The sequence below is a fragment of the Streptomyces sp. NPDC050508 genome (assembly GCF_040655155.1).
Classification (GTDB): domain Bacteria; phylum Actinomycetota; class Actinomycetes; order Streptomycetales; family Streptomycetaceae; genus Streptomyces.
Genome location: NZ_JBFAJJ010000022.1, coordinates 43,106 through 69,014, shown reverse-complemented (window position 1 = coordinate 69,014; position 25,909 = coordinate 43,106). Strand labels below are relative to the sequence as shown.

25 protein-coding genes are annotated in these 25,909 nt (G+C 70.2%); 7 read left to right on the top strand and 18 right to left on the bottom strand.

The window, feature by feature from the left end:
- Positions 1-2: 2 nt before the first annotated feature.
- From AB0I69_RS41500 to AB0I69_RS41485, 4 genes are all read right to left on the bottom strand, one after another.
- The gene (locus AB0I69_RS41500; RefSeq protein ID WP_363100971.1) at positions 3-1,031 is read right to left on the bottom strand and encodes a 6-phosphofructokinase; all 1,029 of its coding nucleotides are present in this window, start codon (positions 1,029-1,031) and stop codon (positions 3-5) included.
- Between the two features lie 132 nt (positions 1,032-1,163).
- Positions 1,164-1,841 carry a response regulator transcription factor gene (locus AB0I69_RS41495; protein ID WP_363100970.1) on the bottom strand — a complete coding sequence of 226 codons (678 nt, stop codon included), beginning with the start codon at positions 1,839-1,841 and terminating at the stop codon, positions 1,164-1,166.
- Positions 1,838-3,061, bottom strand: coding sequence for a DUF5931 domain-containing protein (locus AB0I69_RS41490; protein WP_363100969.1), 1,224 nt, complete (start codon positions 3,059-3,061; stop codon positions 1,838-1,840). Before AB0I69_RS41490 ends, AB0I69_RS41495 begins: the two co-directional genes overlap by 4 nt.
- 32 nt (positions 3,062-3,093) lie before the next feature.
- Entirely contained in the window at positions 3,094-3,840 is a 747-nt protein-coding gene (locus AB0I69_RS41485) for a lysophospholipid acyltransferase family protein (protein WP_363101030.1), read from the bottom strand.
- A gap of 192 nt (positions 3,841-4,032) precedes the next feature.
- On the opposite strand from AB0I69_RS41485, the gene AB0I69_RS41480 reads away from it, so the two are divergent.
- Together AB0I69_RS41480 and AB0I69_RS41475 are read left to right on the top strand one after the other, a co-directional pair.
- Complete coding sequence (locus AB0I69_RS41480; RefSeq protein ID WP_363101029.1) at positions 4,033-4,845, top strand: alpha/beta fold hydrolase; 813 nt, start codon at positions 4,033-4,035, stop codon at positions 4,843-4,845.
- Positions 4,838-5,455 carry a hypothetical protein gene (locus AB0I69_RS41475; RefSeq protein WP_363100968.1) on the top strand — a complete coding sequence of 206 codons (618 nt, stop codon included), beginning with the start codon at positions 4,838-4,840 and terminating at the stop codon, positions 5,453-5,455. Before AB0I69_RS41480 ends, AB0I69_RS41475 begins: the two co-directional genes overlap by 8 nt.
- On the opposite strand, the gene AB0I69_RS41470 is transcribed toward AB0I69_RS41475, so the two are convergent.
- From AB0I69_RS41470 to AB0I69_RS41445, 6 genes are all read right to left on the bottom strand, one after another.
- On the bottom strand, positions 5,452-6,207 hold the full coding sequence (locus AB0I69_RS41470) for an endonuclease/exonuclease/phosphatase family protein (RefSeq protein ID WP_363100967.1): 756 nt from the start codon (positions 6,205-6,207) through the stop codon (positions 5,452-5,454). The two genes, AB0I69_RS41475 and AB0I69_RS41470, sit on opposite strands and share 4 nt — an antisense overlap.
- Before the next feature lie 142 nt (positions 6,208-6,349).
- Complete coding sequence (locus AB0I69_RS41465; protein WP_317886877.1) at positions 6,350-7,303, bottom strand: ROK family glucokinase; 954 nt, start codon at positions 7,301-7,303, stop codon at positions 6,350-6,352.
- Between the two features lie 54 nt (positions 7,304-7,357).
- Positions 7,358-7,843 carry a DUF5304 domain-containing protein gene (locus AB0I69_RS41460; RefSeq protein ID WP_363100966.1) on the bottom strand — a complete coding sequence of 162 codons (486 nt, stop codon included), beginning with the start codon at positions 7,841-7,843 and terminating at the stop codon, positions 7,358-7,360.
- A gap of 90 nt (positions 7,844-7,933) precedes the next feature.
- Positions 7,934-9,112, bottom strand: a complete 1,179-nt coding sequence (locus tag AB0I69_RS41455) for an ArsA-related P-loop ATPase (RefSeq protein WP_363100965.1) — start codon at positions 9,110-9,112, stop codon at positions 7,934-7,936.
- 125 nt (positions 9,113-9,237) lie between these two features.
- On the bottom strand, positions 9,238-9,681 hold the full coding sequence (locus tag AB0I69_RS41450; protein WP_363100964.1) for an SRPBCC family protein: 444 nt from the start codon (positions 9,679-9,681) through the stop codon (positions 9,238-9,240).
- 122 nt (positions 9,682-9,803) lie between these two features.
- Positions 9,804-10,559 carry a metallophosphoesterase gene (locus AB0I69_RS41445; RefSeq protein WP_363101028.1) on the bottom strand — a complete coding sequence of 252 codons (756 nt, stop codon included), beginning with the start codon at positions 10,557-10,559 and terminating at the stop codon, positions 9,804-9,806.
- 340 nt (positions 10,560-10,899) lie between these two features.
- Here AB0I69_RS41445 and AB0I69_RS41440 point away from each other — a divergent pair, with 340 nt between their 5' ends.
- Entirely contained in the window at positions 10,900-12,696 is a 1,797-nt protein-coding gene (locus AB0I69_RS41440; RefSeq protein ID WP_363100963.1) for an AMP-binding protein, read from the top strand.
- 64 nt (positions 12,697-12,760) lie between these two features.
- On the opposite strand, the gene AB0I69_RS41435 is transcribed toward AB0I69_RS41440, so the two are convergent.
- Both AB0I69_RS41435 and AB0I69_RS41430 read right to left on the bottom strand, forming a co-directional pair.
- On the bottom strand, positions 12,761-14,341 hold the full coding sequence (locus tag AB0I69_RS41435; protein ID WP_363101027.1) for a GMC oxidoreductase: 1,581 nt from the start codon (positions 14,339-14,341) through the stop codon (positions 12,761-12,763).
- A gap of 321 nt (positions 14,342-14,662) precedes the next feature.
- Positions 14,663-15,805 (bottom strand): glycosyltransferase family 4 protein, encoded by a 1,143-nt coding sequence (locus AB0I69_RS41430; RefSeq protein WP_363100962.1) that lies wholly within the window; start codon positions 15,803-15,805, stop codon positions 14,663-14,665.
- Between the two features lie 123 nt (positions 15,806-15,928).
- On the opposite strand from AB0I69_RS41430, the gene AB0I69_RS41425 reads away from it, so the two are divergent.
- Entirely contained in the window at positions 15,929-17,164 is a 1,236-nt protein-coding gene (locus tag AB0I69_RS41425; RefSeq protein WP_363100961.1) for a glycosyltransferase 87 family protein, read from the top strand.
- On the opposite strand, the gene AB0I69_RS41420 is transcribed toward AB0I69_RS41425, so the two are convergent.
- Positions 17,125-18,441 carry an MATE family efflux transporter gene (locus tag AB0I69_RS41420; RefSeq protein WP_363100960.1) on the bottom strand — a complete coding sequence of 439 codons (1,317 nt, stop codon included), beginning with the start codon at positions 18,439-18,441 and terminating at the stop codon, positions 17,125-17,127. The genes AB0I69_RS41425 and AB0I69_RS41420 overlap by 40 nt on opposite strands.
- 86 nt (positions 18,442-18,527) lie before the next feature.
- Here AB0I69_RS41420 and AB0I69_RS41415 point away from each other — a divergent pair, with 86 nt between their 5' ends.
- Positions 18,528-19,058, top strand: a complete 531-nt coding sequence (locus tag AB0I69_RS41415; protein WP_363100959.1) for a PadR family transcriptional regulator — start codon at positions 18,528-18,530, stop codon at positions 19,056-19,058.
- Positions 19,059-19,071: 13 nt separating this feature from the next.
- Here the strand turns inward: AB0I69_RS41415 and AB0I69_RS41410 are convergent, their stop codons facing one another.
- The 5 genes from AB0I69_RS41410 to AB0I69_RS41390 all read right to left on the bottom strand — a co-directional run bounded on the left by AB0I69_RS41410 (position 19,072) and on the right by AB0I69_RS41390 (position 24,402).
- The gene (locus tag AB0I69_RS41410; protein WP_363100958.1) at positions 19,072-20,262 is read right to left on the bottom strand and encodes a hypothetical protein; all 1,191 of its coding nucleotides are present in this window, start codon (positions 20,260-20,262) and stop codon (positions 19,072-19,074) included.
- A 30-nt stretch (positions 20,263-20,292) separates the two neighbouring features.
- Positions 20,293-21,315 (bottom strand): NlpC/P60 family protein, encoded by a 1,023-nt coding sequence (locus AB0I69_RS41405; RefSeq protein ID WP_363100957.1) that lies wholly within the window; start codon positions 21,313-21,315, stop codon positions 20,293-20,295.
- Between the two features lie 221 nt (positions 21,316-21,536).
- Entirely contained in the window at positions 21,537-22,571 is a 1,035-nt protein-coding gene (locus AB0I69_RS41400) for an NlpC/P60 family protein (RefSeq protein ID WP_363100956.1), read from the bottom strand.
- Between the two features lie 210 nt (positions 22,572-22,781).
- Positions 22,782-24,125: an NYN domain-containing protein gene (locus AB0I69_RS41395; RefSeq protein ID WP_363100955.1), complete on the bottom strand. Its 1,344-nt coding sequence runs from the start codon at positions 24,123-24,125 to the stop codon at positions 22,782-22,784.
- A gap of 37 nt (positions 24,126-24,162) precedes the next feature.
- Positions 24,163-24,402 carry a hypothetical protein gene (locus AB0I69_RS41390; protein ID WP_019067815.1) on the bottom strand — a complete coding sequence of 80 codons (240 nt, stop codon included), beginning with the start codon at positions 24,400-24,402 and terminating at the stop codon, positions 24,163-24,165.
- Between the two features lie 161 nt (positions 24,403-24,563).
- Here AB0I69_RS41390 and AB0I69_RS41385 point away from each other — a divergent pair, with 161 nt between their 5' ends.
- Together AB0I69_RS41385 and AB0I69_RS41380 are read left to right on the top strand one after the other, a co-directional pair.
- Positions 24,564-25,349 (top strand): rhomboid family intramembrane serine protease, encoded by a 786-nt coding sequence (locus AB0I69_RS41385; RefSeq protein WP_363100954.1) that lies wholly within the window; start codon positions 24,564-24,566, stop codon positions 25,347-25,349.
- Entirely contained in the window at positions 25,346-25,627 is a 282-nt protein-coding gene (locus tag AB0I69_RS41380) for an Lrp/AsnC ligand binding domain-containing protein (protein WP_019062383.1), read from the top strand. Before AB0I69_RS41385 ends, AB0I69_RS41380 begins: the two co-directional genes overlap by 4 nt.
- The last annotated feature ends 282 nt before the right edge of the window (positions 25,628-25,909 follow it).

Genomic DNA, 25,909 nt, shown 5'->3' with positions numbered 1-25,909 from the left:
GCTCAGCCGAAGAACACCCCGACCTCCTCGTACAGCTTCGGGTCGACCGTCTTCAGCTGGGCCGTGGCCTCCGCGATCGGTACGCGGACGATGTCCGTGCCGCGCAGGGCGACCATCTTGCCGAAGTCGCCGTCGCGGACGGCCTCGATGGCGTGCAGGCCGAAGCGGGTGGCGAGCCAGCGGTCGAAGGCGCTGGGGGTGCCGCCGCGCTGGACGTGCCCGAGGACGGTGGTGCGGGCCTCCTTGCCGGTGCGCTTCTCCAGCTCCTTGGCCAGCCATTCGCCGACCCCGGAGAGGCGGACGTGCCCGAAGGAGTCGAGGGTCCCGTCCTTCAGTACGACGTCGCCGTCCTTGGGCATGGCCCCCTCCGCGACGACCACTATCGGGGCGTACGACGCTTTGAAGCGGGAGGTGATCCAGGCGCACACCTGGTCGACGTCGAAGCGCTGCTCGGGGATGAGGATGACGTTCGCGCCGCCCGCGAGGCCGGAGTGGATGGCGATCCAGCCGGTGTGCCGGCCCATCACCTCGCAGACGAGGATCCGCATGTGCGACTCGGCGGTGGTGTGCAGCCGGTCGATCGCCTCGGTGGCGATGCCGACGGCGGTGTCGAAGCCGAAGGTGTAGTCGGTGGCGGACAGGTCGTTGTCGATGGTCTTCGGTACGCCGACGCAGGGCACCCCGCTCTCGTCCCACAGCCGCGCGGCCACCCCGAGGGTGTCCTCGCCGCCGATCACGATGAGCGCGTCGACCTCCTGCGCGGCGAGGTTGGCCTTGATGCGGCTGATGCCGTTCTCCAGCTTCAGCGGGTTGGTGCGGGAGGAGCCGAGGATGGTGCCGCCGCGGGGCAGGATGCCGCGCACCGCGGGAATGTCGAGCCGGACGGTGTCGCCTTCGAGTGGACCTCGCCAGCCGTCCCGGTAGCCGACGAAGCCGTAGCCGTACTCCTGTACGCCCTTGCGGACGATGCCCCGGATGACGGCGTTGAGTCCGGGGCAGTCGCCGCCTCCGGTCAGTACTCCGACGCGCATGGAAATATCCCTTCGCCGCGGTTTCCTGTGAGAGCCACGCTAATGGTGATCCAGGTCACAGAGGGATGGGCGGGAAGGTCAATTCCGAGATCAAGTGCGGTGAATTGTCGGGTAGTTGATCTACCGACCTGGCTACGCGTCGTCGAGGCCGCGCTCTATCGCGTACCGGACCAGCTCGACCCGGTTGTGCAACTGGAGCTTGCCCAGGGTGTTTTGGACGTGGTTCTGGACCGTGCGGTGCGAGATGACCAGGCGTTCGGCGATCTGCTTGTAGCTCAGGCCCTTGGCGACCAGGCGCAGTACTTCGGTTTCCCTGTCGGTGAGTTGGGGCGCCTTGGGCTCGTCGCTGTCGGCGGCCGGTGCCGGGTCGGAGGCGAGGCGGCGGTACTCGCCGAGGACCAGTCCGGCGAGGCCGGGGGTGAACACCGGGTCGCCGACCGCTGTTCGGCGCACCGCGTCCAACAGCTCTTCCGTGGACGCCGACTTGAGCAGATAGCCGGTCGCGCCGGACTTCACCGCCTCCAGTACGTCGGCGTGCTCGCCGCTCGCGGAGAGGACCAGGACGCGCAACGCCGGGTTGGCGCCCACCAGTTCCTTGCAGACCTGGACGCCGGGCATCTGCGGCAGGTTCAGGTCGAGGACGAGGACGTCGGGGGCGGCGGCCTTGGCCCGGCGCACCGCCTGCTCGCCGTCCCCGGCGGTGGCGACCACGTCGAAGCCGGACTCGGCCAGGTCGCGGGCGACGGCGTCGCGCCACATCGGGTGGTCGTCGACCACCATGACCCTGATCGGGCCCTGCTGCTCACTCATCGTGTCCCCGCCTTCCCCCGCGCTTTCGGTACCTTCAGCTCAACTTCCGTGCCCTGTCCGGGAATCGAGACCAGCTCGGCGCTGCCGCCGAGGTGCCGCAGCCGTCCCCGGATCGACAGGGCGACCCCGAGCCGCCCCTCCCCCTCGGCCTGCGCGAGCCGGCCCTCGGGGATGCCGGGCCCGTCGTCCCGCACGGTCACGACGACCTCGCCGGGCTCGTCCTCGACCAGGATCCAGGCGCGGGCGTCCGCACCGGCGTGCCTGCGCACATTGTCCAGGGCGGCACCGACAGCGGCGGCCAACTCCTTCGCCGCGGGCGCGGGCAGCGGCACCGGGGCACCGGGCTCGGCGAAACTCACCTTCGCGGCGGCGTACGGGGCGAGCAGCGCCCGCAGATCGACCGGCCCGTCGTCATCGGGCGCTTCCGCTTCTACCTCTACGGCTCTGACGACCGCGCCCTCCGCCGCGTCCAGCGAGACCCGGGACACGGGCACCAGGGCGCCGGAGACCAGGGTGCGCAGCGCGACCTCCTGCTCGCCCGCCATCCGGCCCAGCTCGCCCGCCTCGCCGCCGAGCACGGCACCGCGCCGCTGCACCATGGCCAGCACCTGGAGGACGCCGTCGTGGATGTCCCGGGCGAGGCGCTCCCGTTCCCGGGTGGCGGCCTCGATCTCCAGGGCGCGGGCGAGGGTGCGCTCGGAGGCGCGGGCGACCTCCACGACGTAGCCGATGGCGATGGAGGCGACCCAGACGAGGACGACGTTGTGGACGGTGTCGCGGGCCGGGGAGCCGCGCTCGATCAGGTTGGCGACGGCGACCGGTGTGGAGGCGAACACGGCCCAGCGCCAGCCGCCCTTGATGGCGTAGGCGAGGACCGAGCCGGCGGTCCATATCGACGGCAGGGTGGGACCGCCGCTTGAGATGTGGTGGTCGTCGGCCGCGAGCGGGGTGAGGACTATGCCGGTCAGCGCGATAGCGAGGTCGACGGCGAGGAAGCGCTTGGTGCAGGCGACCGCGCTCTGCACCCGGGGCAGGGTGGCGAGCGTCCAGACGAACAGGACGACGTAAAAGGCGATGGCGATGCCGGGGCGGTCGAACTCGTCGTAGGCGCTGGCGAACAGCCCGATCGCGTACAGCATGGTCAGCACGCGGTAGCCGCTCAGGGCACGCCAGAGCGGCTGCTCGACGGACATTCTGACGACGCGTACCTGCTTGGCCATCTCCCCCACCCCCGACACAGACTCCGGCCCGCCTATGGGCTGGTCTGTTCCTTCTCCGCTTGTGCGAGCGCGGCCTTGGCCGCCTTGTCCGCTTCCTTGTCGGCCTTCGCCGCGTCCGCGATCTGCCGCTTGGCGGCGGTCGCGTAGATGTCGACGTACTCCTGGCCGGAGAGCTTCATGATCTCGTACATGACCTCGTCGGTCACCGCGCGGAGGACGAAGCGGTCGTGCTCCATGCCGTTGTACCGGCTGAAGTCGAGCGGCTTGCCGATCCGGATGCCGGGACGCATCAGCTTCGGCATGACCTTCCCGGGCGGCTGGATCTTCTCCGTGTCGATCATCGCGACCGGGATGACCGGCGCTCCGGAGGCGAGCGCCACGCGCGCGAGGCCGCCGGGTTTGCCGCGGTAGAGCCGGCCGTCCGGGGAGCGCGTGCCCTCCGGATAGATACCGAACAGTTCACCGCGCTCCAAGACGTCGATCCCGGCCTTGATCGCGGCCTCGCCAGCCCCGCGCGCACCGGAGCGGTCCACCGGAAGCTGGCCGGCGCCCTTGAAGAACGCGGCCGTCAGCTTGCCCTTCACCCCGGGCGTCGTGAAGTACTCGGCCTTCGCGATGAAGGTCACCTTGCGGTCCAGGACCGCGGGCAGGAAGAACGAGTCCGAGAACGAGAGGTGATTGCTCGCCAGGATGGCGGCACCCTCGTCCGGAATGTTCTCCAGGCCCTCCACCCAGGGTCGGAAGGCGACCTTCAGCGGTCCCCCGATGGCGACCTTCATCGTGCCGTACAACAACCGAGTGCCTCCCGTATCCGTCGATCAGACCTTAACCCGGAGCACCGTCAAAGGACCCGACGACCCTGGTCGGTGTCAGTGCGGTCGCGTACGGTTAACCGCACCTGGACTTGTTCAGACCCCTCTCATGAACACGCGTCTCACCACCACGCCCCTCTCATGAACAGGAGACCGAAGGTGCCGGTCCTCCCCGGAGCCGAGCCGTACCGCCACGAGGGCGGGGAGGTCGGAGTTCTCCTCTGCCACGGCTTCACCGGTTCCCCGCAGTCGCTGCGCCCCTGGGCGGAGTATCTGGCCGAGCGCGGCCTCACCGTCTCGCTGCCGCTGCTGCCCGGGCACGGCACCCGCTGGGAGGACATGCAGCTCACCGGCTGGCAGGACTGGTACGCGGAGGTGGACCGCGAGCTGCGCGCCCTGCGTGAGCGCTGCTCGCAGGTCTTCGTCGCGGGTCTGTCCATGGGCGGCGCCCTGGCCCTGCGGCTGGCCGCGAAGCACGGTGACGAGATCAGCGGCGTCGTGGTCGTCAACCCGGGCATCAAGGTGCACGGCCTCGCCGCGTACGCCCTTCCGGTGGCCCGCCATCTGGTGCGTACGGCGCCGGGTATCGCCAGTGACATCGCGAAGGAGGGCAGCGAGGAGGTCGGGTACGACAAGGTGCCGCTGCACTCCGCGCACTCCCTGCGCAATTTCTTCCGGCTGGTCGACCGCGAGCTGCCTCAGGTCACCCAGCCGCTCCTGCTGCTGCACAGCTCCCAGGACCATGTGGTTCCGCCGGCCGACTCGGCCCGTGTCCTCAGCCGCGTTTCCTCGACCGACGTGACGGAAATCCTGCTGGAACAGAGCTACCACGTCGCGACGTTGGACCACGACGCGGACCGGATTTTCGAGGAGAGCTTCACGTTCATCGGCCGGCTCGCACCCAGTGTCGGCAAGCAGGCGTCCGACACGGGCCGGGTGAGCGAGCAGGAAGGGACGGCCACAGGTGGCTGAGCACGACTCCGACCGCGAGGGCCTCGAACCGGACGAGCAGGGCGTCCCGTTCGACGAGGAGGCCGCGTGGGCCGCGATCGTCGCCGGATACGGCGAGGAGCCCAAGGATCCGCCGGGCGCCAAGCCGTTCAAGTCGATCGAGGACCTGGCGCTGCTCGATCCCGAGAAGAACGACGAACAGCCCAAGGCCAAGGAACAGGGCAAGGACAAGAGCAAAGACAAGAGCAAGGACACCGGCACGGAGGAGCCGCCGGCGCCCGCCAAGCCGTTGGGCAGCTCGGTCTCCTTCGCGCCCGGTGTCGGCGGGCCTCGTGACTACACCGCGCCGGACTCCGCCGAGGAGGACTTCGACGAGGACGACGAGGGCCACTTCGTGCCGCCGGAGCCGCCCCCGCTGCCGGCCGCCGACACGACGGCCAAGTTCGCCTGGCTCGGGGTGATCGGCGGCCCGATCCTCCTGCTGCTGGCCGTGCTGCTCAGCTGGGACATGACCTGGTGGCTGGCGACCATCGGCATCGGCGGCTTCCTCGGCGGCTTCGGCACGCTGGTGATGCGGATGCGCACGGACGAGGAGGACGGCGAGGATCCGGGGCGGGGAGCGGTCGTCTAGTTCCGGGGGTTCGCGGGGATTCTGAGGGCGGCGAGGACCGGAAAGTGGTCCGTCGCCCTCTTGATGTCGGCCTCCTCCACCCCTGGCAGTCCGAGCGGCACCCCGCAGCCGAGTACCTCGATGCCCTGCGTCGCGAAGATCGCGTCGATGCGCTGGAAGGGGTTGCCGGGCGTCCAGGTGTACTCGTCGCCCCAGGGGACGGTGGCCCAGCAGTCCTGCAACTCCTTGGCCAGCCGCCCGAAGGTCCGGCCGTCGGGGCGGTCGTTGAGGTCGCCGCCCGCGATCACATGGTCCACACCCATTCCGGCCAGCCGGTCGAGCAACATGCCGCCCTGCTCGTACCGCTCGTCCTGGCGAAGGCTGAGATGACAGCTGAGGACACCGAGCCGGGTGCCGCCGAACCGTACGACCGCGGTCGCGAAGCCGCGGCGGTGTTCGCCGGGCGTCAGCGGGAGGAGGACGTCCTCCGTGCGTTCGACTGTCGCCCGGAGCGAGCAGAGCAGGGCCGGGCCCGCGGCGGAGCCTCCGCCGGTGAGGACGACCAGGTCTGACGCTGCTGCCAGCCGGGCGAGCTTCTTGCGCCAGCGGAAGAAACGGGGGGCTTCCTGGACGAGGACGAGGTCCGGGGCGCAAGCCCTGATCACGCGGGCCAGGGCGTCCGTGTCGTCGCGCATCGAGCGGATGTTGTAGCTCAGGACGCGGATGATCGCCGAACCGTCGGGGTCTGTGCGGGAGTTGGGGAGCGGCACCATGTGGATCAATCTACGCCCGACAGCTCGGGGCGCGAGGTACGTGGGCGACTGCCGGTCGTGCGTGGCTGGTCGCGCCCACGCGGCGGTAGCCGCAAATCGACTACCGCCCCGCGCCCCTTAGGTCGGCAGAGTGGCCGTACGCCTACATGATCGGGTCGGGTTCCCTTGCCAAGTCCGCCGCGCCTACCATCCCCGCCTTGTTACCCAGTTGGGCGGCGATCACGTCGGCGACCGGGCGCCAGTTGCCGCCGACCAGCCAGCGCTTGTAGGACTTGCGGATCGGGTCGAGGACCAGTTCGCCCTCGTCCGAGAGGCCGCCGCCGACGATGAACGCGGAGGGGTCGAAGAGGGAGGCCAGGTCGGCGAGGCCGGCGCCGGCCCAGCGGGCCAGTTCGCGGTACGAGTCGACGGCCACCGGGTCGCCCTGACGGGCGGCCATGGAGATGTGCTTGCCCTCGATGCCCTCGGGGGTGCCGTCGCCGAGGGAGAGCAGGACGTCCGCGGCCTCGGGGGTCGCGTTGGCGCGCTGCTTGGCGTAGCGGACGAGCGCGCGGCCGGAGGCGTATTGCTCCCAGCAGCCCTGTGAGCCGCAGCCGCACAGCAGGCCGTCCGGCACCATGCGGATGTGGCCGAACTCGGCGGCCACCCCGAAGTGCCCGCGGCGCAGCTTGTTGCCGATGATGATGCCGCCGCCGAGGCCGGTGCCGAGGGTGATGCAGATGACGTTGCGGTGGCCCTTGCCGGCGCCGAACTTGTACTCGCCCCAGGCCGCGGCGTTCGCGTCGTTCTCCACGACGACGGGGAGGCCCACGCGGGCCTCGACCTTCTCCTTCAGCGGCTCCTGGCGCCAGTCGATGTTCGGCGCGAAGTAGACCGTCGAACGCTGGCGGTTGACGTACCCGGCCGCACCGATGCCCACGCCGACGATCTCGTGCCCGGCGCGCGCTCCGTCGACTGCGGCGGCGATGGCGTCCACGATGCCCTCGGCCGTGCCCGGCGTCGGCACCTTGTGGGTCGAGAGGATGTTGCCTTCCTCGTCGACCACCCCGGCCGCGATCTTCGTGCCGCCGATATCGACGCCGATGGTGAGTCCCATGAATCCCTCAGTTTCGGTCGAGCCCCGCTACGGCCCACCGTACCCGAGGGCCTTCTAGTCCAGGTCGATGCGCTCCCCCGGGCCGGGGTCCTCTCCCCGGTCACGGCGGTCCTTCAGTTCGCTGTCGCGTGCCGTCCAGCGTTGTTCCTGGGCCTGGACCGCGGAGCGGTACGCGGCGAGGAGTTCGCTTCCGGCCGCCGCGAGGTGGTCGAAGACGTCCGGGTTGCGTTCTATGACGGGCTCGACGGCGGCCTTGGCCTGCTGGACGACCTGCTTCACCACCTGTTGGGCGGCCGGTCCCGCGACCTGGCCGAGCAGGGGGGACTGGAGGCCGGACAGCTTGTCCGCGACGGTGTCGACGAGCTTGCGCAGTTCCTCGGCGGCCGAGCCCGGGGGCGGGCCGTACTGGGTGCGGCGGCGGGCCTTCTCCGCCGCTAGGTCTTCGGCGGCCGCCGTCGCCCAGGCGTCGGCGTCGGTCGCCCGCACCTCGTCGAGCGCCTCTTCCTCGCCGGCGTCGGACGGGGGGAGCTCTTCGCTCATGACGGACTCCTGACTACGGTTCGTCTCTACGACGTTACCCGAATGGGCGTACGTGGTTCACGGGGTCGGGCCGCACAAATCCGCACTCGGTCACCTTCCCTGCGGCCACAGGTCCGGGTCGGGGGCGAACCGGATGCGCAGTTCGCCCTCGCGCAGGGCGGCGCCGGCCACGGTGCAGCGGCGCAGAGCCGACGGGAGCGGCACGATACGGCGGAACGGGCCCACGGTGACGACGAGTTCGTCGCCTCGGCGGACGAGGTCCAGCTCGTCCCGTATCGCGCCGGGCAGCGGGATGTGCCATACGAGGACCCTGTCGCCGCCGTCCTCGGCGAGCCCGTCGGTGACGGGCCACTCGACCGTGGAGCCGGTCGCGTTGACTCCGGGCACGGCGAGCGCGGTGAGGTCGTCGGTGCCGCGGGGGTCGTGGCCGAGGTGCGGGACGTGCTGGACGTCGTACGCCCCCTGCCACTCGTCCAGGGTCTTGCGCTGCTGGGCATTGAGGCCGGCCAGCCAGGTGTCCTCGACAGACTCCGGCAGCACCCGGTTGGCGACCAGTACGTCGGGGCGCAGGCCGCGCAGGGCGAGCGCGAGTCCGGCCGCGCGGACGGCGTCGGCGCCGGCCGGTCCGGGCTCGGCGACCAGTCGTACGGTCGTGTTCCGGTCGGCGAGGACTGCCTCGACCGCGGCCAGTTCTACGTCCCAGCGGCCCGCCGTCTCGTACAGCCACTCCGAGGGCATCGGGACGCCGGCGAGGCGGCCGAGGACCGGGCGCAGGGCGCGGGCCGCTTGGCGCTCCGCGGGGAGGAGGCGGCGTAGGTAGCGGCGGAGTTCCTCGGGGAGGGCGAGGAGGGCCAGTGCGTGGGAGGTGGGCGGGAGGTCTACGACGAGGAGGTCGTAGACCTCGGACAGGGCCGCGTCCCTCAGGGCTCGGAGGAGGGCCAGTTCCTCGGCGCCGGGGAGGGGGGTCACCTCTTCCGCGTCCAGGCGGGCCGCGCCCAGGAGTTCGAGGGCGGAGGAGGCGCGGTCCTGGAAGGCGGTGAGGTCTGCGCGGAAGGACTCCGTGGCGTCGGGGCGCCATACCGTGAGGTTCTCGGCGGCCTCCACGGGCGCCGCTCCCGTCACCACGCCCAGGGCGGCGCCGAGGGTGTCGCCGCGGTCGGCACCGAGGAGCAGGGTCCGGGTGCCGGTGCCTGCGGCGGCTTGTGCGGTGGCTGCGGCGATGGTGCTGCGGCCGCTGCCGCCTGGGCCGGTGATCAGGAGGGTGCGCATATGAGTGAACGGTAGTCGGTCGGTGGGGGTTGGGTGCCGTTGCCGGGGGCTCCGCCCCCGGACCTCCGTCGGCCCTGAAGGGGCCTCGTCCTCAAACGCCGGACGGGCTGAGCGTCAGCCCCCTCCTACTGCTCGCCCGACTCCACCCGCTTCTTCAACCCCGCCAGCGCCCGGTCGATGATGACCTTCTCGGCCTTGCGCTTGATCATGCCGAGCATGGGGATCTTGACGTCCACCGTGAGGAGGTACGTGACCTCCGTGGCACCCGCGCCTGTGGACTTGAGGATGTAGGAGCCGTCCAGGGAGCGCAGCATCTGGGACTTGACGAGGGTCCAGGAGACCTCGTTGTCGCCGGTCCAGGTATATGCGAGGGTCTGGTCGTCCTTGATCGCGCCGGCGTCCATGACGAGGCGGACCTGTTCGGCGCGGCCCCGTTCGTCGGTCTTGAGGACGTCCGCCTCCTTCACCTCGCCGGTCCAGTCCGGGTAGCGGGTGAAGTCGGCGATCACTTCCATCACATCGGCCGGTGCCGCCTCGATCGTGATGCTCGAACTGGTGTGTTCCGCCATCGCTGTGGCTCCTCCAGATGCGGACCGGCAGGGCGTCGTCGTGCGCGTGTGCGTGCAGCGTGAAGGCTACCGCGCGCCCGACCGCCCTACCGCACCCCCTACCTGCGGACATCGGCGGGCGGTCACCATTCCAGTGCCCAGGGCTTGCCGCTCCCCGCGAAGTGCCCCACGTTCACGCACTCCGTCGCCCCGATCCGCATCCGGCGGACGAGCGGCTGGTGGACGTGGCCGAACAGTGAATAGCGGGGTCTGGTGCGGCGGATGGCGTCCAGGAGAGCCCGGCTGCCGCGTTCGAAGCGGCGCGCGACGGTGTCGTAGACCAGCTCGGGGACCTCGGGTGGGATGTGGGTGCAGAGGACGTCGACCTCGCCGACCGCCTCGATCTTGGCGGCGTACTCCTCGTCGCTGATCTCGTACGGGGTGCGCATGGGGGTGCGGAGGCCGCCGCCCACGAAGCCGAACGTCCAGCCGCCGATCTCCACGCGTTCGCCGTCGAGCACGGTGGTTCCGGGTCCGGCGTACTCGGGCCACAGGGTCGGCATGTCGACATTGCCGTAGGTGGCGTACGTCGGGGTGGGGAAGGCGGCGAACATCTCGGCGTACTGTTTGCGCACCGCCTTCTCGATCAGGGACGCGCGGTCGCCGCCGACGCCGGCCCACAGGCGGGCGCCCAGCTCGCGGGCCTCCTCGAAGCGGCGGGCGGTGCGCAGCTCGACCAGGCGGTCGGCGTTCTCCTCGCCGAACAGCTCGGGGAAGATGCCGCGTGAGTGGTCGGCGTAGTCGAGGAAGAGGACCAGGTCGCCCAGGCAGATCAGGGCGTCGGCACCCTCGCCGGATCTGGCCAGGTCACGGGCGTTGCCGTGCACGTCGCTGACCACATGGATGCGCGTCCCGGGGTTTCCTGCCGGTGTGAGTGCCATGACGATCAAGCGTAGGCGTGTGCGGCAAACGTGAACAGTAGCGGCGGAGCTTGCGGTTACTGGCCAGTTAAGAAAGGCGTGGACTACTGTGCGCGAGAGGAAACACCAATCTGTGTGACGCAGCGAACATCTCGCCGAGACCCCCTGTCGTAGGAGCCATACCGGCGGGTAACGTCCGGGCAGTCCAGTCGTGCTCAGGATTTCAACCACCGGGTCCTGCGGCACCTGCCCGAGTCTTGGACCGGACCGTCGCATCACACAACGTCGTGGCGCCGGCGCCCTATGAGGAGCAGCAGTCTTGCGCGAGTTCAGCCTTCCGGCTTTGTACGAGGTCCCCGCGGACGGCAATCTGACCGACATCGTCCGCAGAAACGCCGCGCAGCACCCAGATGTCGCCGTGATCGCCCGCAAGGCGAACGGCGGCTGGCAGGACGTGACCGCCACGGTCTTCCTCGCCGAGGTGCACGCCGCCGCCAAGGGGCTCATCGCCTCCGGCGTCCAGCCCGGCGACCGGGTCGGGCTGATGTCCCGCACGCGGTACGAGTGGACGCTGCTCGACTTCGCGATCTGGTGCGCGGGCGGGATCACCGTGCCGGTGTACGAGACCAGCTCGCCGGAGCAGGTGCAGTGGATCCTGAGCGACTCGGGGGCCACCGCGCTCGTCGTGGAGCAGGACGGGCACGCCGCCGCCGTCGAGTCGGTGCGCGCGCAGCTGCCCGCGCTCAAGCACGTCTGGCAGATCGACGCCGGCGCGATCGACGAGCTGGACCGCGCGGGCAAGGACGTCTCGGACGCGACCGTCGAGGAGCGCAGCTCGCAGGCGAAGGCCGACGACCCGGCGACCATCGTGTACACGAGTGGCACCACCGGCCGCCCCAAGGGCTGCGTGCTCACCCACCGCAGCTTCTTCGCGGAGTGCGGCAACATCGTGGAGCGGCTGCGTCCGCTGTTCCGCACCGGCGAGTGCTCGGTGCTGCTGTTCCTGCCGCTCGCGCACGTCTTCGGGCGGCTCGTGCAGATCGCGCCGATGATGGCGCCGATCAAGCTCGGCCTGGTCCCGGACATCAAGAACCTCACCGACGAACTCGCCTCGTTCCGGCCGACGTTGATCCTCGGCGTGCCGCGTGTCTTCGAGAAGGTCTACAACTCGGCGCGGGCCAAGGCGCAGGCGGACGGCAAGGGCAAGATCTTCGACAAGGCGGCCGACACCGCGATCGAGTACAGCCGCGCGCTGGACACGCCGTCGGGTCCGTCGCTGGGCCTGAAGCTCAAGTACAAGACCTTCGACAAGCTCGTCTACAGCAAGCTGCGCGCGGTGCTCGGCGGCAAGGGCGAGTACGCGATCTCCGGCGGCGCCCCGCTGGGCGAGCGGCTCGGTCACTTCTTCCGCGGGATCGGCTTCACGGTCCTGGAGGGCTACGGGCTGACCGAGTCCTGTGCGGCGACCGCGTTCAACCCCTGGGACCGGACGAAGATCGGCACGGTCGGCCAGCCGCTGCCCGGCTCCGTGGTGCGTATCGCGGACGACGGCGAGGTGCTGCTGCACGGCGAGCACCTGTTCAAGGGCTACTGGAACAACGAGGCGGCTACGGCCGAGGCGCTGGCCGACGGCTGGTTCCACACCGGGGACATCGGCACCCTCGACGAGGACGGCTACCTCAGGATCACCGGTCGCAAGAAGGAGATCATCGTCACCGCGGGCGGCAAGAACGTCGCCCCGGCCGTGATCGAGGACCGGATCCGCGCGCACGCGCTGGTCGCGGAGTGCATGGTCGTCGGCGACGGGCGGCCGTTCGTGGGCGCGCTGGTCACCATCGACGACGAGTTCCTGGGCCGTTGGGCTGCCGAGCACGGCAAGCCTGCGGGTTCCACCGCGGCGTCGCTGCGTGACGATCCGGACCTGGTGCAGGCGATCCAGGACGCGGTCGACGACGGCAACGCCGCGGTGTCGAAGGCGGAATCGGTGCGGAAGTTCCGCATTCTGTCCTCCCAGTTCACGGAGGAGTCGGGCCACCTGACGCCGTCCCTGAAGCTCAAGCGCAATGTGGTGGCCAAGGACTACGCGGACGAGATCGAGGCCATCTACCAGAAGTAGACGGGTAGTTGGGGCAACTCTTGGGGATTCCCTCGGGGGTTCCCTTGAAGGTTCCCTTCAGGGTTCAGAAGTCCTCGGCGAGGACCCGTTCCAGCGTGCGCTCGGCGAGCGCGGTGATGGTGACGAACGGGTTCACGCCGATGTTGCCCGGTACCAGTGAGCCGTCCGTGACGTACAGCTTCGAATACCCCTTCACCCGGCCGTAGTTGTCGGTCGCGCTGCCCAACACGCAGCCGCCCAGCGGGTGGTAGCAGAAGTCGTCCGCGAACACCTTGCTGGTGGAGCCGAACAGGTCGTACCGGTAGAGCGTCGCGTTGGCCGCGTTGATCCGGTCGAACAGCTTCTTGGCCATCGCGACCGAGACCGCGCTCTGGGCCGCGGTCCAGCCCAGCTTCACCGTGCCGCTCGCCGAGTCGTAGGTGAAGGACGCCCGTTGGGGGTTCTTGGTGATCGCCAGATAGAGGCTCACCCAGGTCTCGAACCCGATGGGCAGCGGGGCGATCTCCGCGAAGACCGGGTTGTCGGTGTTGGCCCAGTCGTCGATGCCCATGACCGGCATGGTCGACTGGTTGGCGCCGGTGGTGTCCCAGATCTGGTTGGCCCGCCCCACCATGGTGTTGCCGTTGGGCCCCCAGCCCGCCCCGACCGAGGAGTTGAGCGCGGGCAGGGTGCCCGTGTCCCGAGCGCGGACGAGGAGTTCGGTGGTGCCGAGGCTGCCGCCGCCGAGGAACAGATAGGTGCAGCTGTACTGCTTGGTCTCGACGACCGTGCCGGTGTCGTCGATCCGGTCGACGGTCAGGACGTACGACCCGTCGCTCGCCCGCGTGACGGCCTTCACCTTCTCCATGGTGTGGATGGTGACCTTGCCGGTGCCGAGCGCCGAGGCGAGGTAGGTCTTGTCGAGGCTCTTCTTGCCGTAGTTGTTGCCGTAGATGACCTCCTGGGCGAGCGCGGACTTGGTGGCGGTGCCCGCCGCTTCTTTCTCCATGTAGCCGAAGTCGTAGACGTTGGGCACGAAGGTGGTCTTCAGGCCGGTGTTGGTGGCGGCCTTCCGTGAGGTGCGGGTGAACTGGTACCACTCCGTCGACTCGAACCAGGTCGGGTCGACGGTGTTGACGCCGAGCATCGTGCGGGCGCGCGGGAAGTACGTGTTGTACATCGCGGTGGCGTCCACGGTGGGGAACTGCTCGGCGAAGTACGACTGGAGCGGGGTGACCGCCATGCCGCCGTTGACCAGGGAACCGCCGCCGACGCCCCGGCCGACGTAGACGGACATGTTGTCGTAGTGCACGCGGTCCAGGGCCCCCGGGTACGCGGTGATGTCCTTGTTGACGACGTCCAGCCACAGGAAGGTGGCGAGCGGGGCCTCGGTGCGGGTCTTGAACCACATGGAGCGCTTGTCCGGGGCGGCGGTGGAGCAGAAGATCTTGCCGTCCGCGCCCGGGGTGTTCCAGAGCCGGCCCATTTCCAGGACGAGGGTGGTGATGCCGGCCTGGCCGAGGCGGAGGGCGGCGACCGCACCGCCGTAGCCGGAGCCGACGACGATCGCGGTCGCGGACTCGACGGCGGCGGGTTCGACGGCCTGCGCGGACTGCAGGCCGATACGGGTGAGACCGGCGGTGGCGGCGGTCTGGAGGGCGATCATGCCCATGATTTGACGTCTCGTCAGCTGATGCTGCGTCAGTTTTGCTGTCATGCGCGCAGCATCTGCGGATTATCCGGTTCCGCCAAGGGGCTGCGCCGGTTTTGGGGCGCTGTGGGGGGGGTGGGGGGTGCGGTGGTCGGGCGGGTGCGGGTTGTGTGTGGCTGGTCGCGCCCACGCGGCGGAGCCGCATATCGATACAGCCCCGCGCCCCTAAAGACAGGGGGTTCGCCCGGGGCTTTTAGGGGCGCGGGGAACTGCGCAACCAGCCCCCACGCACCCGCACCCGCCCTCATCGATCAACTGGCACCCCGGATGGCGCCCCTACAACAGCGCCCTCAGCTTCTCCGCAAGAAGATCCCACCGCCACCGCTCCTCGACCCACTGCCGGCCCCGCTCCCCCATGTTCTGCCGCAGCTCCGGGTCACCGAGGAGCGCGACGATGCGGTCGGCGGCCTCCTCCGGGGAGCCGCCCCGTACGACCCACCCGGTCTCGCCGTCGAGCACCGCGTCGGGCGCGCCGCCGGAGTCGCCGGCGACGACGGGCAGCCCGGTGGCGGACGCCTCCAGGTAGACGATGCCGAGCCCCTCGACGTCCAAGCCGCCGCGCCGGGTGCGGCACGGCATCGCGAAGACGTCACCGGCGCCGTAGTGCGCGGGCAGTTCGGACCAGGGCACGGCGCCCGTGAAGCGCACGGAGTCGGTGACACCGGTCTCGCACGCGAGCCTGCGCAGGTCCTTCTCGTACGGCCCGCCGCCCACGATCAGCAGGACCGCGTCGGGCTGCCTGGCCAGGATGCGCGGCATGGCGAGGATCAGCGTGTCCTGCCCCTTGCGCGGCACGAGCCGCGAGACACACACGACGACGGGCCGGTCGGTGAGCCCGAGACGCTCCCGCACTTCGGCACCCCCGGAACCGGGATGGAAGACCTTCTCGTCGACACCGGGCGGCAGTTGGACCATCCGGGCCGCCGCCTCCGGGCTCAGCGCAGCGGCGATCCGCGACCGCGTGTACTCGCCGAGGTAGGTGATCGTGTCCGTCGACTCCCCGATGCGGTACAGGAGTTGACGCGAGGCGGGCAACTGCGCCCACCCGGCCTCGTGCCCGTGGGTCGTGGCCACCAGCCGCTCGGCACCGGCCTTCCGCAGCGCCGGCGCCATCAGCCCGAGCGGCGCCGCCGCCCCGAACCACACCGCCGTACACCCGTGTTCCCGCAGCAGCCCCACGGCCTTGCGGGTCGCGGCGGGCGTCGGCAGCAGCATGGTCGTGGCGTCCCGTACTACGGTGAAGGGCTGCTCGGCATCGAAGGCGGCCGTCGCCTCGGCACCCTCCTTGCCGCGCTTCCAGGTCGAGGCGTAGACGACGAGCCGCTCGGGCTCCAGGCGCAGCGCCATGTTGTGCAGAAAAGCCTGGATGCCACCGGGCCGGGGCGGGAAGTCATTGGTCACGATCAGGGTCTTGCGCACGCGGCCGACCCTACCCGGCGGTGACTCACAGCTCGGCACGGCCGCGCTTCATGGCTCTCGCACAGCCCTTCGGGAGATCATGTGCCCCTCAAAAGCGGCATGCGGCACGGAACAGGGGCTCACGTGGAGATTGCGGGCGCGAGACAGCGGCTGGCGCTGCTGCTGGGGACCTGGGGCGTGACCAGGCTGATGCTGCTGCTGTTCGTCTTCAAGGTGCTCGTGTTCCCCGGCCCGGACGTCACCAGCGACGTGACGGTGATCTACCAGGGCTGGTACGAGACACTCCGGCACGGCGGCTTCCCGCTGGACGACGTCACCTGGCAGTACCCGCCCGCCGCCGCCCTCCCGATCCTCGCCCCCGCCCTGCTGGGCTTCCTCGACTACGCGTCGGCGTTCTTCGTCCTCGCCTTCCTCGCCGACCTGGCCGTCCTGGCCCTGCTCCTGTACACGGGCCTGCGCCCCGGCCGGACGCTGCGCGGCGCCTGGGTGTGGGTGGCGGGCGTCCCGCTGCTCGGCCCGACGGTGTACGCGCGCTACGACGTGATGGTGACCGCGGTCGCCGTGGCCGCGCTGCTCGCGGGGGCCAGGCATCCGCGCGTGATGGGAGCGCTGGTCGGCTTCGGGGCGCTGCTGAAGGTGTGGCCGGCGCTGCTCCTGCTGGGCGCGGTCAAGCGCCGTGCGTGGGGCGCTGCGGCGGTGACGGTCGTGGTGATCGCCTCTCTCTTCGCGGTGTCGATGCCGGGCGCGTTCGCCTTCCTGACCTTCCAGCGCGAGCGGGGCACGGAGGTGGAGTCCCTCGGCTCCCTGGTCTTCCACGTGGCCCGGCACTTCGGCTGGAACGGCGAGGTGCTCCTCAACTACGGCTCGGTCGAGTTCGTCGGCCCGTACGTCAACTGGGTCAGCACGGCGGCCCTGGGCCTCACCGCGATGGCCTTCGGCTGGCTCATGCTCTGGCGCCTGATGGCGGCCCGCTTCGTCCCGCACACCCTCGCGGACGCGGCCTTCGTGGCGGTCCTGATGTTCACGGTCACCAGCCGGGTGATCAGCCCCCAGTACGTCGTATGGCTGATCGGCCTCGCCGCCGTCTGCTCCTGCTTCCGGGCCAGCCGGATGAGACTCCCGGTCGCCCTGGTCCTGGCGGCGGCCTTCGTGACGGTCCTGGAGTTCCCGATCTGGTTCGCCCACGTGGTCTTCAGCGACGGGCTGGGCATCGCCCTCCTGTTCCTCCGCAACGGCCTGCTGGTCGCCGCGGCCGTCCTGGGCGCACGCGAACTGTGGCGGGCCTCGGTCACCTGGGCGGACGTACCGCCGCTCCCGAGTCAGGCGACCCGCTCGAAGGCGACGTCGGCGTCCTCCTGACTCCGGGCCCGCCGACGGAACAGCACGCCCACGACCGCGCACTGCACCCCCATCGCGAGCGCCAGCGCCAGGCACACGCCGGGCAGCCCGAGCCCCGACAGCCCGTACGCCAGCGGGAGTTGGACCACTGTGCCGAGCACTGTCACCCGTAGCAGGGCCGGTGCTCCACCGCTCCCCTCGAAGACCCCGCCGAGCGCGATGAAGCCGGCCATCAGGAGCAGGTAGGGGCCGATGCAGCGCAGGAACAGCACGCCCTGGTGGGCGACTTGGGGCCCGGCGCCGAAGGCGGCCATGATCCAGGGGGCGGTGACGAAGAGCAGGACGGCCGCCGCCACGCCCACCGCGCCGGACACCAGCAGCGCCTCCCGCCCGATCTCCCGCCGCTCGTCGCGCCCGGCCCCGCGCAGGTGCGAGGTGTGGATGGAGGCGGCCTGCCGTACGGAGTAGAAGGCCATCGTCGCCACGTACAGGACCTTGTAGGCGATGGCGTACGCGGCCACCGCCGTCACCCCGAGTCGGGCAACGATCGCGACCAGCACCAGTGTTCCGGTCTGCCGGACGGTGAAGTCCGCCGACATCGGCAACCCGGTCGTCAACGTCCGGCGCAGCGCGGCGCGGACGGACTCGGCGGGGGCAACCTTCGTACGCAGCAGGGCATTTCGACGCAGCGCGCGCAGCCCCGCTCCCAGCGCCACGACCCGGCACAGCACGGTCGAGGCGGCGGCGCCCCGGACGCCGTAGAAGTGGATGAGGAACGGGTCGGTGACGAGGATGAGCCCGTTGGCGAGCAGGGCGAGGCGCATCGGGGTTCTGGTGTCGCCGGCGCCTTTGAGGATGCCGTCGACGAGTTGCTGGGCGTAGAAGACGGCGATGCCCGGCAGGGAGATCGCGAAGTAGGCGACCGCGAGCGGGAGTTGGGGGCCACTTCCGCCGAGGACCAGGCGGGCCAGTGGTTCGCGGAACAGGAAGCCGGCCCCGACGACGACCGGTGTGACCAGCGCGCACAGGGCCCAGCCGCCGCGCACCGCGGACCGTACGGCGGCCGGGTCGCGGGCTCCCCTCGCGTGCGCGACCAGCACGGTCGTGCCGGAGGCGAAGACCAGGGCGATGCCCAGGAGCACGTTCTCGGTGTTGGTCGCGACGGCCACGGCGGCGACGGCCGGGCCTCCGAGCCGGGAGACCCAGACGGTGTTGATGATCCCGGCGGCGACGGAGGCCAGGAGCGAGAGGTAGACGGGGTGGGCGAGCGCTATGAGCTGCCGGCGGTGGGTGTTCACGGGCGACTCCCTCGATACGAGCTACCTCTAATCGAGGTAGCTCGATAAGAGGTACCATGAGGGCATCGCGCCCGCAAGGAGGACACATGCTGGAGCTCTCGATCCTGGGCTTCCTCGCCGAACAGCCGCTCCACGGCTACGAGTTGAAGGAACGCATCAAGGCACTCAGCGGCCATGTCCGCCCGGTCAGCGACGGCGCGCTCTACCCGGCGATCACCCGCCTGGTCACCGCCGGCAAGCTCGACCAGCACACGGAGGAGGGCGCGAGCGCGGCCCCGCGCCGGGTCCTGTCCCTCACCGGGAAGGGCCGCGAGGACCTCCTGGAGCGCCTCCGCCACCCCAAACAGGCCGAGATCACCGACCACGTCCGCTTCAACACGGTCCTGGCCTTCCTACGGCACCTGCCCGACCGCCAGGAGCAGGCCGCCGTGCTGCGCCGCCGGCTGGACTTCCTTCAGACCCCGGCGAGTTTCTTCTACCGGGACGGCGAGCCCGTACGGGCGGAGGAGACCCAAGACCTGTTCCGGCAGGGGATGTTGCGGGTCGCGCGGGCGACGGGCGCGGCCGAGCGGGAGTGGCTGACGGAGGCCATCGACCAACTGGATCAGCCAAGATGAACCGGTCGCCGGATCAGGCGAGTTGAGCCTTGAGATAGTCCCGCCACTGCGCCGTGAAGTCGTCCAGTGTCACCCCGAGCACGCTCTTCATCGCGTCCTCCACCGCCCCGGCCCGCTTCTTGTGGGCGCCAACTGCCCGATAGAACCTGCCCAGTCGGTCGACTCCCCACCGGTCCTCGATCATTCGGCAGGCCATCCACCCGCCCTCGTACGCCTGCGCGAGCTTCGTCGCCTCACTGCTGAAGCCGAAGTCCTTGTCGGTGGGGAGGGCGGTCGGGAGGTCGCCGTCCTCGACGGCTCGGTAGAGCTCCGGGGCGGCCTGGGTCGGGGTGCGGCCGGTGCCGCGGTAGCCGATCCAGTCGGCGTAGCCCTCCGAGAGCCAGAGCGGGGTGGCGGCGGTGGTCTGGGCACGGGTGGCGACATGGGTCGTCTCGTGGGTCAGCACGACCTGCTTGCCCACCGAACCCAGCAGCGCGTACGCGTCCGGGTTGACGATGATCCGGTCCGCGGGCGCGCTGCCCGAACCGCCCGCCTCGCCCGTCGTCACCGCGGCGATGCCCCGGTAGGACGCGGCCGGTGCGCCCAGGAGGCCCGCCATACCGCCCAGGGAGCCGGGGACGAGCACGACGACGTGCCGGGTCCAGCCCGTGCCCCAGGCGTCCGACACGGCCGGTACGGCGTGGTCCGCGAGGGCGCGGTAGTCGCGCAGGCTGTCGGCGGACTGCCCGACGCCCATGACGAGGCTGTGCGCGCCCTTGACGACGCTCACCCTGCCCTGGTCCCACAGCTGTTGGCCGGACTTCTTCGCGGGCCGGTCGGAGTCGACGTACCACTGCCCGTCCGCGGTGAGGCGCAGCCCGAGCGTGCGGCCGACCGTGACGGGTGAGGTGTCGTAGCCCTTGACCCGGTAGCTCAGTTCGGCGTCGGCGGTCGCGGTGGCGCCGCCGGTGTGGAGGGCGGTCAGCCGGTACGACCAAGAGGCGAAGGGGACGGCGCGCAGGTTCTCGTACGCGGTGCGGGCGCCGGTCCTCGCGTACGCCGTCTCGTCGTGGTGCAGGACGGCCGCCGCCTGTGCGTCCAGCAGACGCTGCACATCGGTCTTCGCACTGTCCGCCGCCGGCTGTCCGCCGCACCCCACGAGCGAGGCGAGCAGCAGACACAGAGCGAGGACTCCGGAGCGCGACGCCCGCCTACGACCAGTCACTTCCCGATCGTACGACCCTTTCGCGCGGGTTCAGACCCTCGTGACCGACGAGACCGGCATCATGCCGACCGGGTCGTAGCGCACGGGCGCGCCCGGGTAGGGGGCGTGGATGACCTGGCCGTTGCCCACGTACATGGCGACATGGCTGGCGTCGGAGCGGTAGACGACCAGGTCTCCGGGCTGGGCCTGGGAGAGCGGGATCTGCCGGCCGGCGTAGCGCTGTTCCTGCGAGGTGCGCGGGAGGTGGACGCCCGCCTGGGCGTACGACCACTGCATCAGACCGGAGCAGTCGAAGCCGCCGGGGCCGTTGGCGCCCCAGATGTACGGCTTGCCGAGTGCGGACTGGGCGGCGGCCACGGCTGCCGCCGCGCGCCCCGAGGTCGGGACGCCGGCACCGAGGTCGGGCATGTCCTCGCGGGAGGAGCGGGAGGCCCGGTCGAAGGCGGCGCGGTCGGCGAGCGGCATCTGGTTGAGCAGTTGCCGGGCCTTGGCGAGTTTCCCCTCGACGGTCTTCTTGTGGGTGGCGACGGCCTTGCGGCTGCGCTCCAGTTCGGCGAGGTGTCCGGCGGCCTCGGTGCGCTCCTGGGCCAGTTCGCGCATGGCCTCCTGGAGGTCCTTGAGCTCACCCGCCTGCTGGGTGGTGATCCGGTCGAGGACGGACGCCTTGTCGAGGTAGTCGGCCGGGTCGTCGGAGAACAGCAGCGCGACGGTGGGGTCGATGCCGCCGGAGCGGTACTGGGCGCCGGCGAGTGAACCCAGCGCGTCCCGCATGGTGTTGATGCGCTGCTGCTGCCGGGCGATCCGGTCCTGGGCGTCGCTCACCTGCCGGTGCAGCTGCCCGGCGTGCTCGTCGGCCTTGTCGTAGGCCTCGGTCGCCTTCTCGGCCTCCTGGTAGAGCCGGTCCACCTCGGCTCGGGCGTCGTCGTGCGGCGCGGCCACGGCGGAGGTGGCCGGCATGGCGCCGAGTGCGGCAGCAGCCGCGCTCAAGACACAGACCGCGGCACTGGCGCCTCGGTCGAACCCGGACGGTGCAAGGCGACGACGGGATCCCACGGGAAGCCGCACTTCCTTCCGCTGGCGGACACGGACCGCTCCCCCGATGCGGGGAAACGCGCCAGACAGTAGCTCTGTGAAGGGGTGCGGGCCAAAGACCTCCGCGGACACACAACGTGACGCCCCGCCTATGACGCAGGTCATGGGCGGGGCGTGGGGTCAGCCTGGAGTGTCGTAATTCGCCCGTTCGGGCGGTCCGGAACGACCGGATGAGGACGGGATCAGATCCGGACGCCGAACTGGAACGGCATGTCGCTGATCGACTCGTAGCGCACCACGGCGCCCGTGTGCGGGGCGTGCAGCACCTGATTGTTGCCCGCATACAGGCCGACATGGTGGCGGTCGCCGTAGAAGATGACCAGGTCGCCGACCTTCAGGTCGCTCACGCTGGAGATGATCGTGCCCGCGCTCGCCTGGGCCTCGGACGTGCGGGGTATGGAGACGCCCGCCTGCGCGTAGGCCCAGGAGGTCAGGCCCGAGCAGTCGAAGGAGGACGGTCCGGAGGCGCCGTAGACGTACGGCGAGCCGATCACGGACTGGGCGGCGGCGAAGGCCGCGGCGGCCCGGCTGGAGGCGGAACCGGTGTTGCCGAGATTCACGCGTGAGCTGGAGCGGTTGGCGGCCTGGGCCTGTTCCTGGGCGAGAGACGCCTTCTCCGCCGCGGTCAGGGTGTTGAGGAGTTTCTGGGCCGCGGCCAGCTTGGCCTTGACCTCGTCCTTCTTCTTCTTGAGCTCGGTGCGGGTGGCGGAGAGGTCCTTGAGCTTGGTGCTCGCGTCCGCGCGCTCCTGGGCGAGTTCGCGCTGCTTGGCCTGGATCTTCGTCAGCGCCTCGACCTGCTGGCTGCTCAACTGGTCCATCGTGGACGCCTTGTCGAGGTAGTCGTCCGGGTTCGAGGACAGGAACAGCTGGATCGACGGGTCGATGCCACCGGTGCGGTACTGGGCGCTCGCCATCGTCCCGAGGCCGTCCCGGAGCTTGTTGAGCTCCTCCTGGCCGCGGGCGACGTTGTCCTGGATGGTCGAGATCTCTTTCTGGAGCTTCTGCTGCTTCTCCTGCGCCCCGTCGAGCTTCTCGGTGGCCTGCTCGGCCTGCTCGTAGAGGGCGTCGACCTTCGACTTGACCTCGTCCTTGCTGGGCTTCTCGCTCGGCGCGGCGTTGGCGGCCTGAGCGCTGAAGGCAACGGCGGCAGCGGCTGCGGTGGTCAGCACAGTGACACGCGTGCGGCTCGGCTGCTTCGGTCGACGATGGGACGCCACGGAGTCGAGCTCCTTCTATTGAGTGATCACCCGTTCGGAGGTTCGAGGCACGACCCTAGTGATGTTTCTGTGATCAGTTCAAATCCTCACACGAAAAAATGCCGTCACTCAAAGCATTCTTTGCACATAACCAACATGCAGTGATGGTCGATTGACGCTACGTTGCGTGACGGTTCGGTCAATTCCGGCATTAAACCTGCACGTTGACTTTCACGACAGTCGCTTGAGGAGTACCGCAGAAGCGACGGGCCGGGCGCCCGCCTTCGCGATGCCGTCGGCCACCTCACGGTCGGTCGAGACGACGATCACCGGCCGGCCGGGCGGCTCGGCGCGCACCAGCTGGCGGATCAACTCGTCGGCGGTGACGCCCGGTTTGGAGAACAGCACCCGCACCCCGCGCGGCGGCGCGAGCAGCACGGGCGCGGCCAGCTCGGCCCCGTCGAAGACACAGGTGACCTCGGCGCCGGTCTGCGCGGCGAGCTGCGAGAGCTGGCCGAGCAGCCTCAACCGCTGCTTCTCCAGGGGCATTTGGGGATAGCCGGTCTTGGTGACGTTGTAGCCGTCGACGACCAGATGGGCCTGTGGCAGCGCGAGCAACTGGTCGAGGATCGCGGGGTCGTTCTCGGACAGCGCCCGCGCGGCGATGTCTTTCGGTGTCATTCGTCCCGGTTCGACCGCGTCGACGGTCTCGGCGGGCCGTACGGAAACGGGCGGCAGAGCCAGTTCCCTCCGCAGCCCCTGGGTTGCCTCCAGCACGGTGTCGAGCAGCAGCCGTACCCGCATGTCCTCGACGCTGCGCCCCTCCCGGGCCGCCTTGCGGGTGGCCTCAAGGGCCGCCTCCGCCTCGCTGAGCCGCGCCTTGAGCCGTCTGCTCTCGCTCTCGGCCGCGGACACCTGGGTCTGCCCCTCCGCGCGCGCGACGTCCGTCTCGGCCCGCAGCTTGCGCAGGGCGGCCTCGCCGCGCTTGACGTCACTGTGGGCGGCGCGCAGCTTGCGGTGAAGCGATTCCGCTTCCTTCTTCGCCGCGTCCAGCTCGGTGCGCAGCCGCTCGGTCTCGGTCCGGGTCGCGTCCCGGGCCTGCGTCAACTCCTCGCGCAGCCGCTCCAGTTCGGCCCGGCTCTCCTCGTCGGCGCGCTCGGCGTCGGCGCGCAGCGCCTCCTCGCCGGCGGCGGTCACGAGCTTCACCCAGCCGGTGGGGCGCAGAACATAGGCCGCGGCCGCCACGTCGAGCGGATCCGCGGCCGGGGGCGGCGAGCCGGAGTCGAGAGCACCCGCAAGCTCCGACTGGGCCTCTCTGAGCTTCTCCCCGATACGCTGCCGGAACAGCGGATCCGTCTCCAGAGCGGCGGCCATGGCATTGCCCGCGAACTTGGCGCGCCGGTTGGGGGCGAAGCGGGCGTACTGTCGTAGCTGCGAAGGCAGTTCGGCGACGGTGAGCCCACCGAAGCCGTCGGACACGATCTGCACGACTCGTCTCCGCACGCCGTCGGGCAGCGGACGGTCGAGCACCTCGGCGGCGCCGTCGCCCGGCCCCCCGCCTGAGTTCTCCACCATCCCTCACACCCCAATGTCTGTGCGGGGCCTCTCCCTCTCAGGAGCCGGCGCCCGGCCTGTCGACGAGTTCCACCTGATCCACGGCGTTGCACCAGCGGCAGCGCACCGACTCGATGGTCTCACTGACCACCTCGCGCTCCTCCACCTTCGGCTCACCGGCCAGGTCCAGGTGGAGGTACTCCACGACCTTCGACGAGCGCGTCACGTCGAAGCGCGTGAGGTTGCCGCAGAGGGTGCAGCGCCACCGCGTCGAGGCAGTCGGCAGGGGAACCGTCATCGTGGCTGTCCGCTTCCTTCTTGTTCCAGTTTCCGTGATCGCCGGTTACCCCGGCGAGTGTGGCTCGTAACCCTACGGCCTGGCGGGTACTCACCGCTCGGCCGTCCACAGCGGCGAGGCACTCTGTGCTGCTACGCCCCGTTACGTCATGCTCTGTATCCATGATCAGCAACTGGGGCTCGGCACTCGTCAGGACGTTCCGCGGCACCTCGGCGCCCATGACGTACACCCTGATCGGCCTGTGCTGCCTGATCTTCGTCCTCGGCCCGGCCTCGGGCTTCGTCCCGTCCTACGGCACCGGGGACGCGCTGCTCGCCGCGCAGCGGGCGTACTTCCACCGCTGGGGCGTGGTCCCGGCCGACCTGTTCGCCGACCCCGCCCGCGAGGCCCTCACCCCCGTCACGGCCCTCTTCATCCACGGCAGCTGGATCCATCTCCTCGGCAACATGCTCTTCCTCTACGTCTTCGGAGCGATGACCGAGGAGCGTCTTGGCCGGGTCGAGTTCACCCTGTTCTACCTGGTCTGCGGCTACCTGGCCCTGCTGGGCTACGCGGTTGCCAACGCCGACTCCGAACAGTCACTGGTCGGCGCGTCCGGGGCGATCTCGGCGGTCCTCGGGGCGTTCCTGTACTTGTTCCCCCGGGCCCGCGTGACGAGTCTCCTCCCCTTCCTCTTCTTCCTGCCGCTGCGCTTCCCCGCGTGGGTCGTGCTGCCGTTCTGGGCGGCGTTGCAGTGGCTGGCGGCGGGGCAGACCGCGCAGGGTCCGGGGGTGGCGTACCTGGCCCACCTGGTGGGCTTCACGCTGGGCTTCGGCTACGCGTGGGTGAGATTCAGGAAAAAGAAGGGCCCGAAGGGCGGCCTTGGAAGGGCGGTGGTGGGAGACGGGCGGGCGACTAGAGTTGGGCCCGCCCCAGTAACGGTCCCCGAGGGAGAGAACCAGCCGTGATCACCGCGATCGTCCTCATCAAGACCAGCGTGGACCGGATTCCGGAGATCGCCGAGTCGATCGCCGCGCTCGAATCTGTGAGCGAGGTCTTCTCCGTCACCGGTACGTATGACTTGATCGCGATGGTTCGGGTGCGGCAGCACGAGGATCTGGCCGAGGTGATTCCTGGGCGGATCAGCAAGATTCCCGGGGTGGAGGGGACGGATACGCACGTGGCGTTTCGGACGTACTCCCAGCATGATCTTGAGGCGGCTTTTGCTATCGGGTTGGACTCGTGAGGTTGGGCGCCTAGGGGGGTGGGGGGCGCGGATCGTTTGCGGCTGACCGTCCGGCTGTGGCTGGTCGCGCAGTTCCCCGCGCCCCTGGGTGGGCTGCCTTTGAGGCTCGTTACATCGCACCGTAGGCACGCAACGGCCGTCTGCAGGTGGTCGCGCCCGCGCGGCGGAGCCGCAAATCGACACAGCCCCGCGCCCCTGGGTGGGCTGCCTTTGAGGCTCGTTACATCGCACCGTAGGCACGCAACGGCCGTCTGCAGGTGGTCGCGCCCGCGCGGCGGAGCG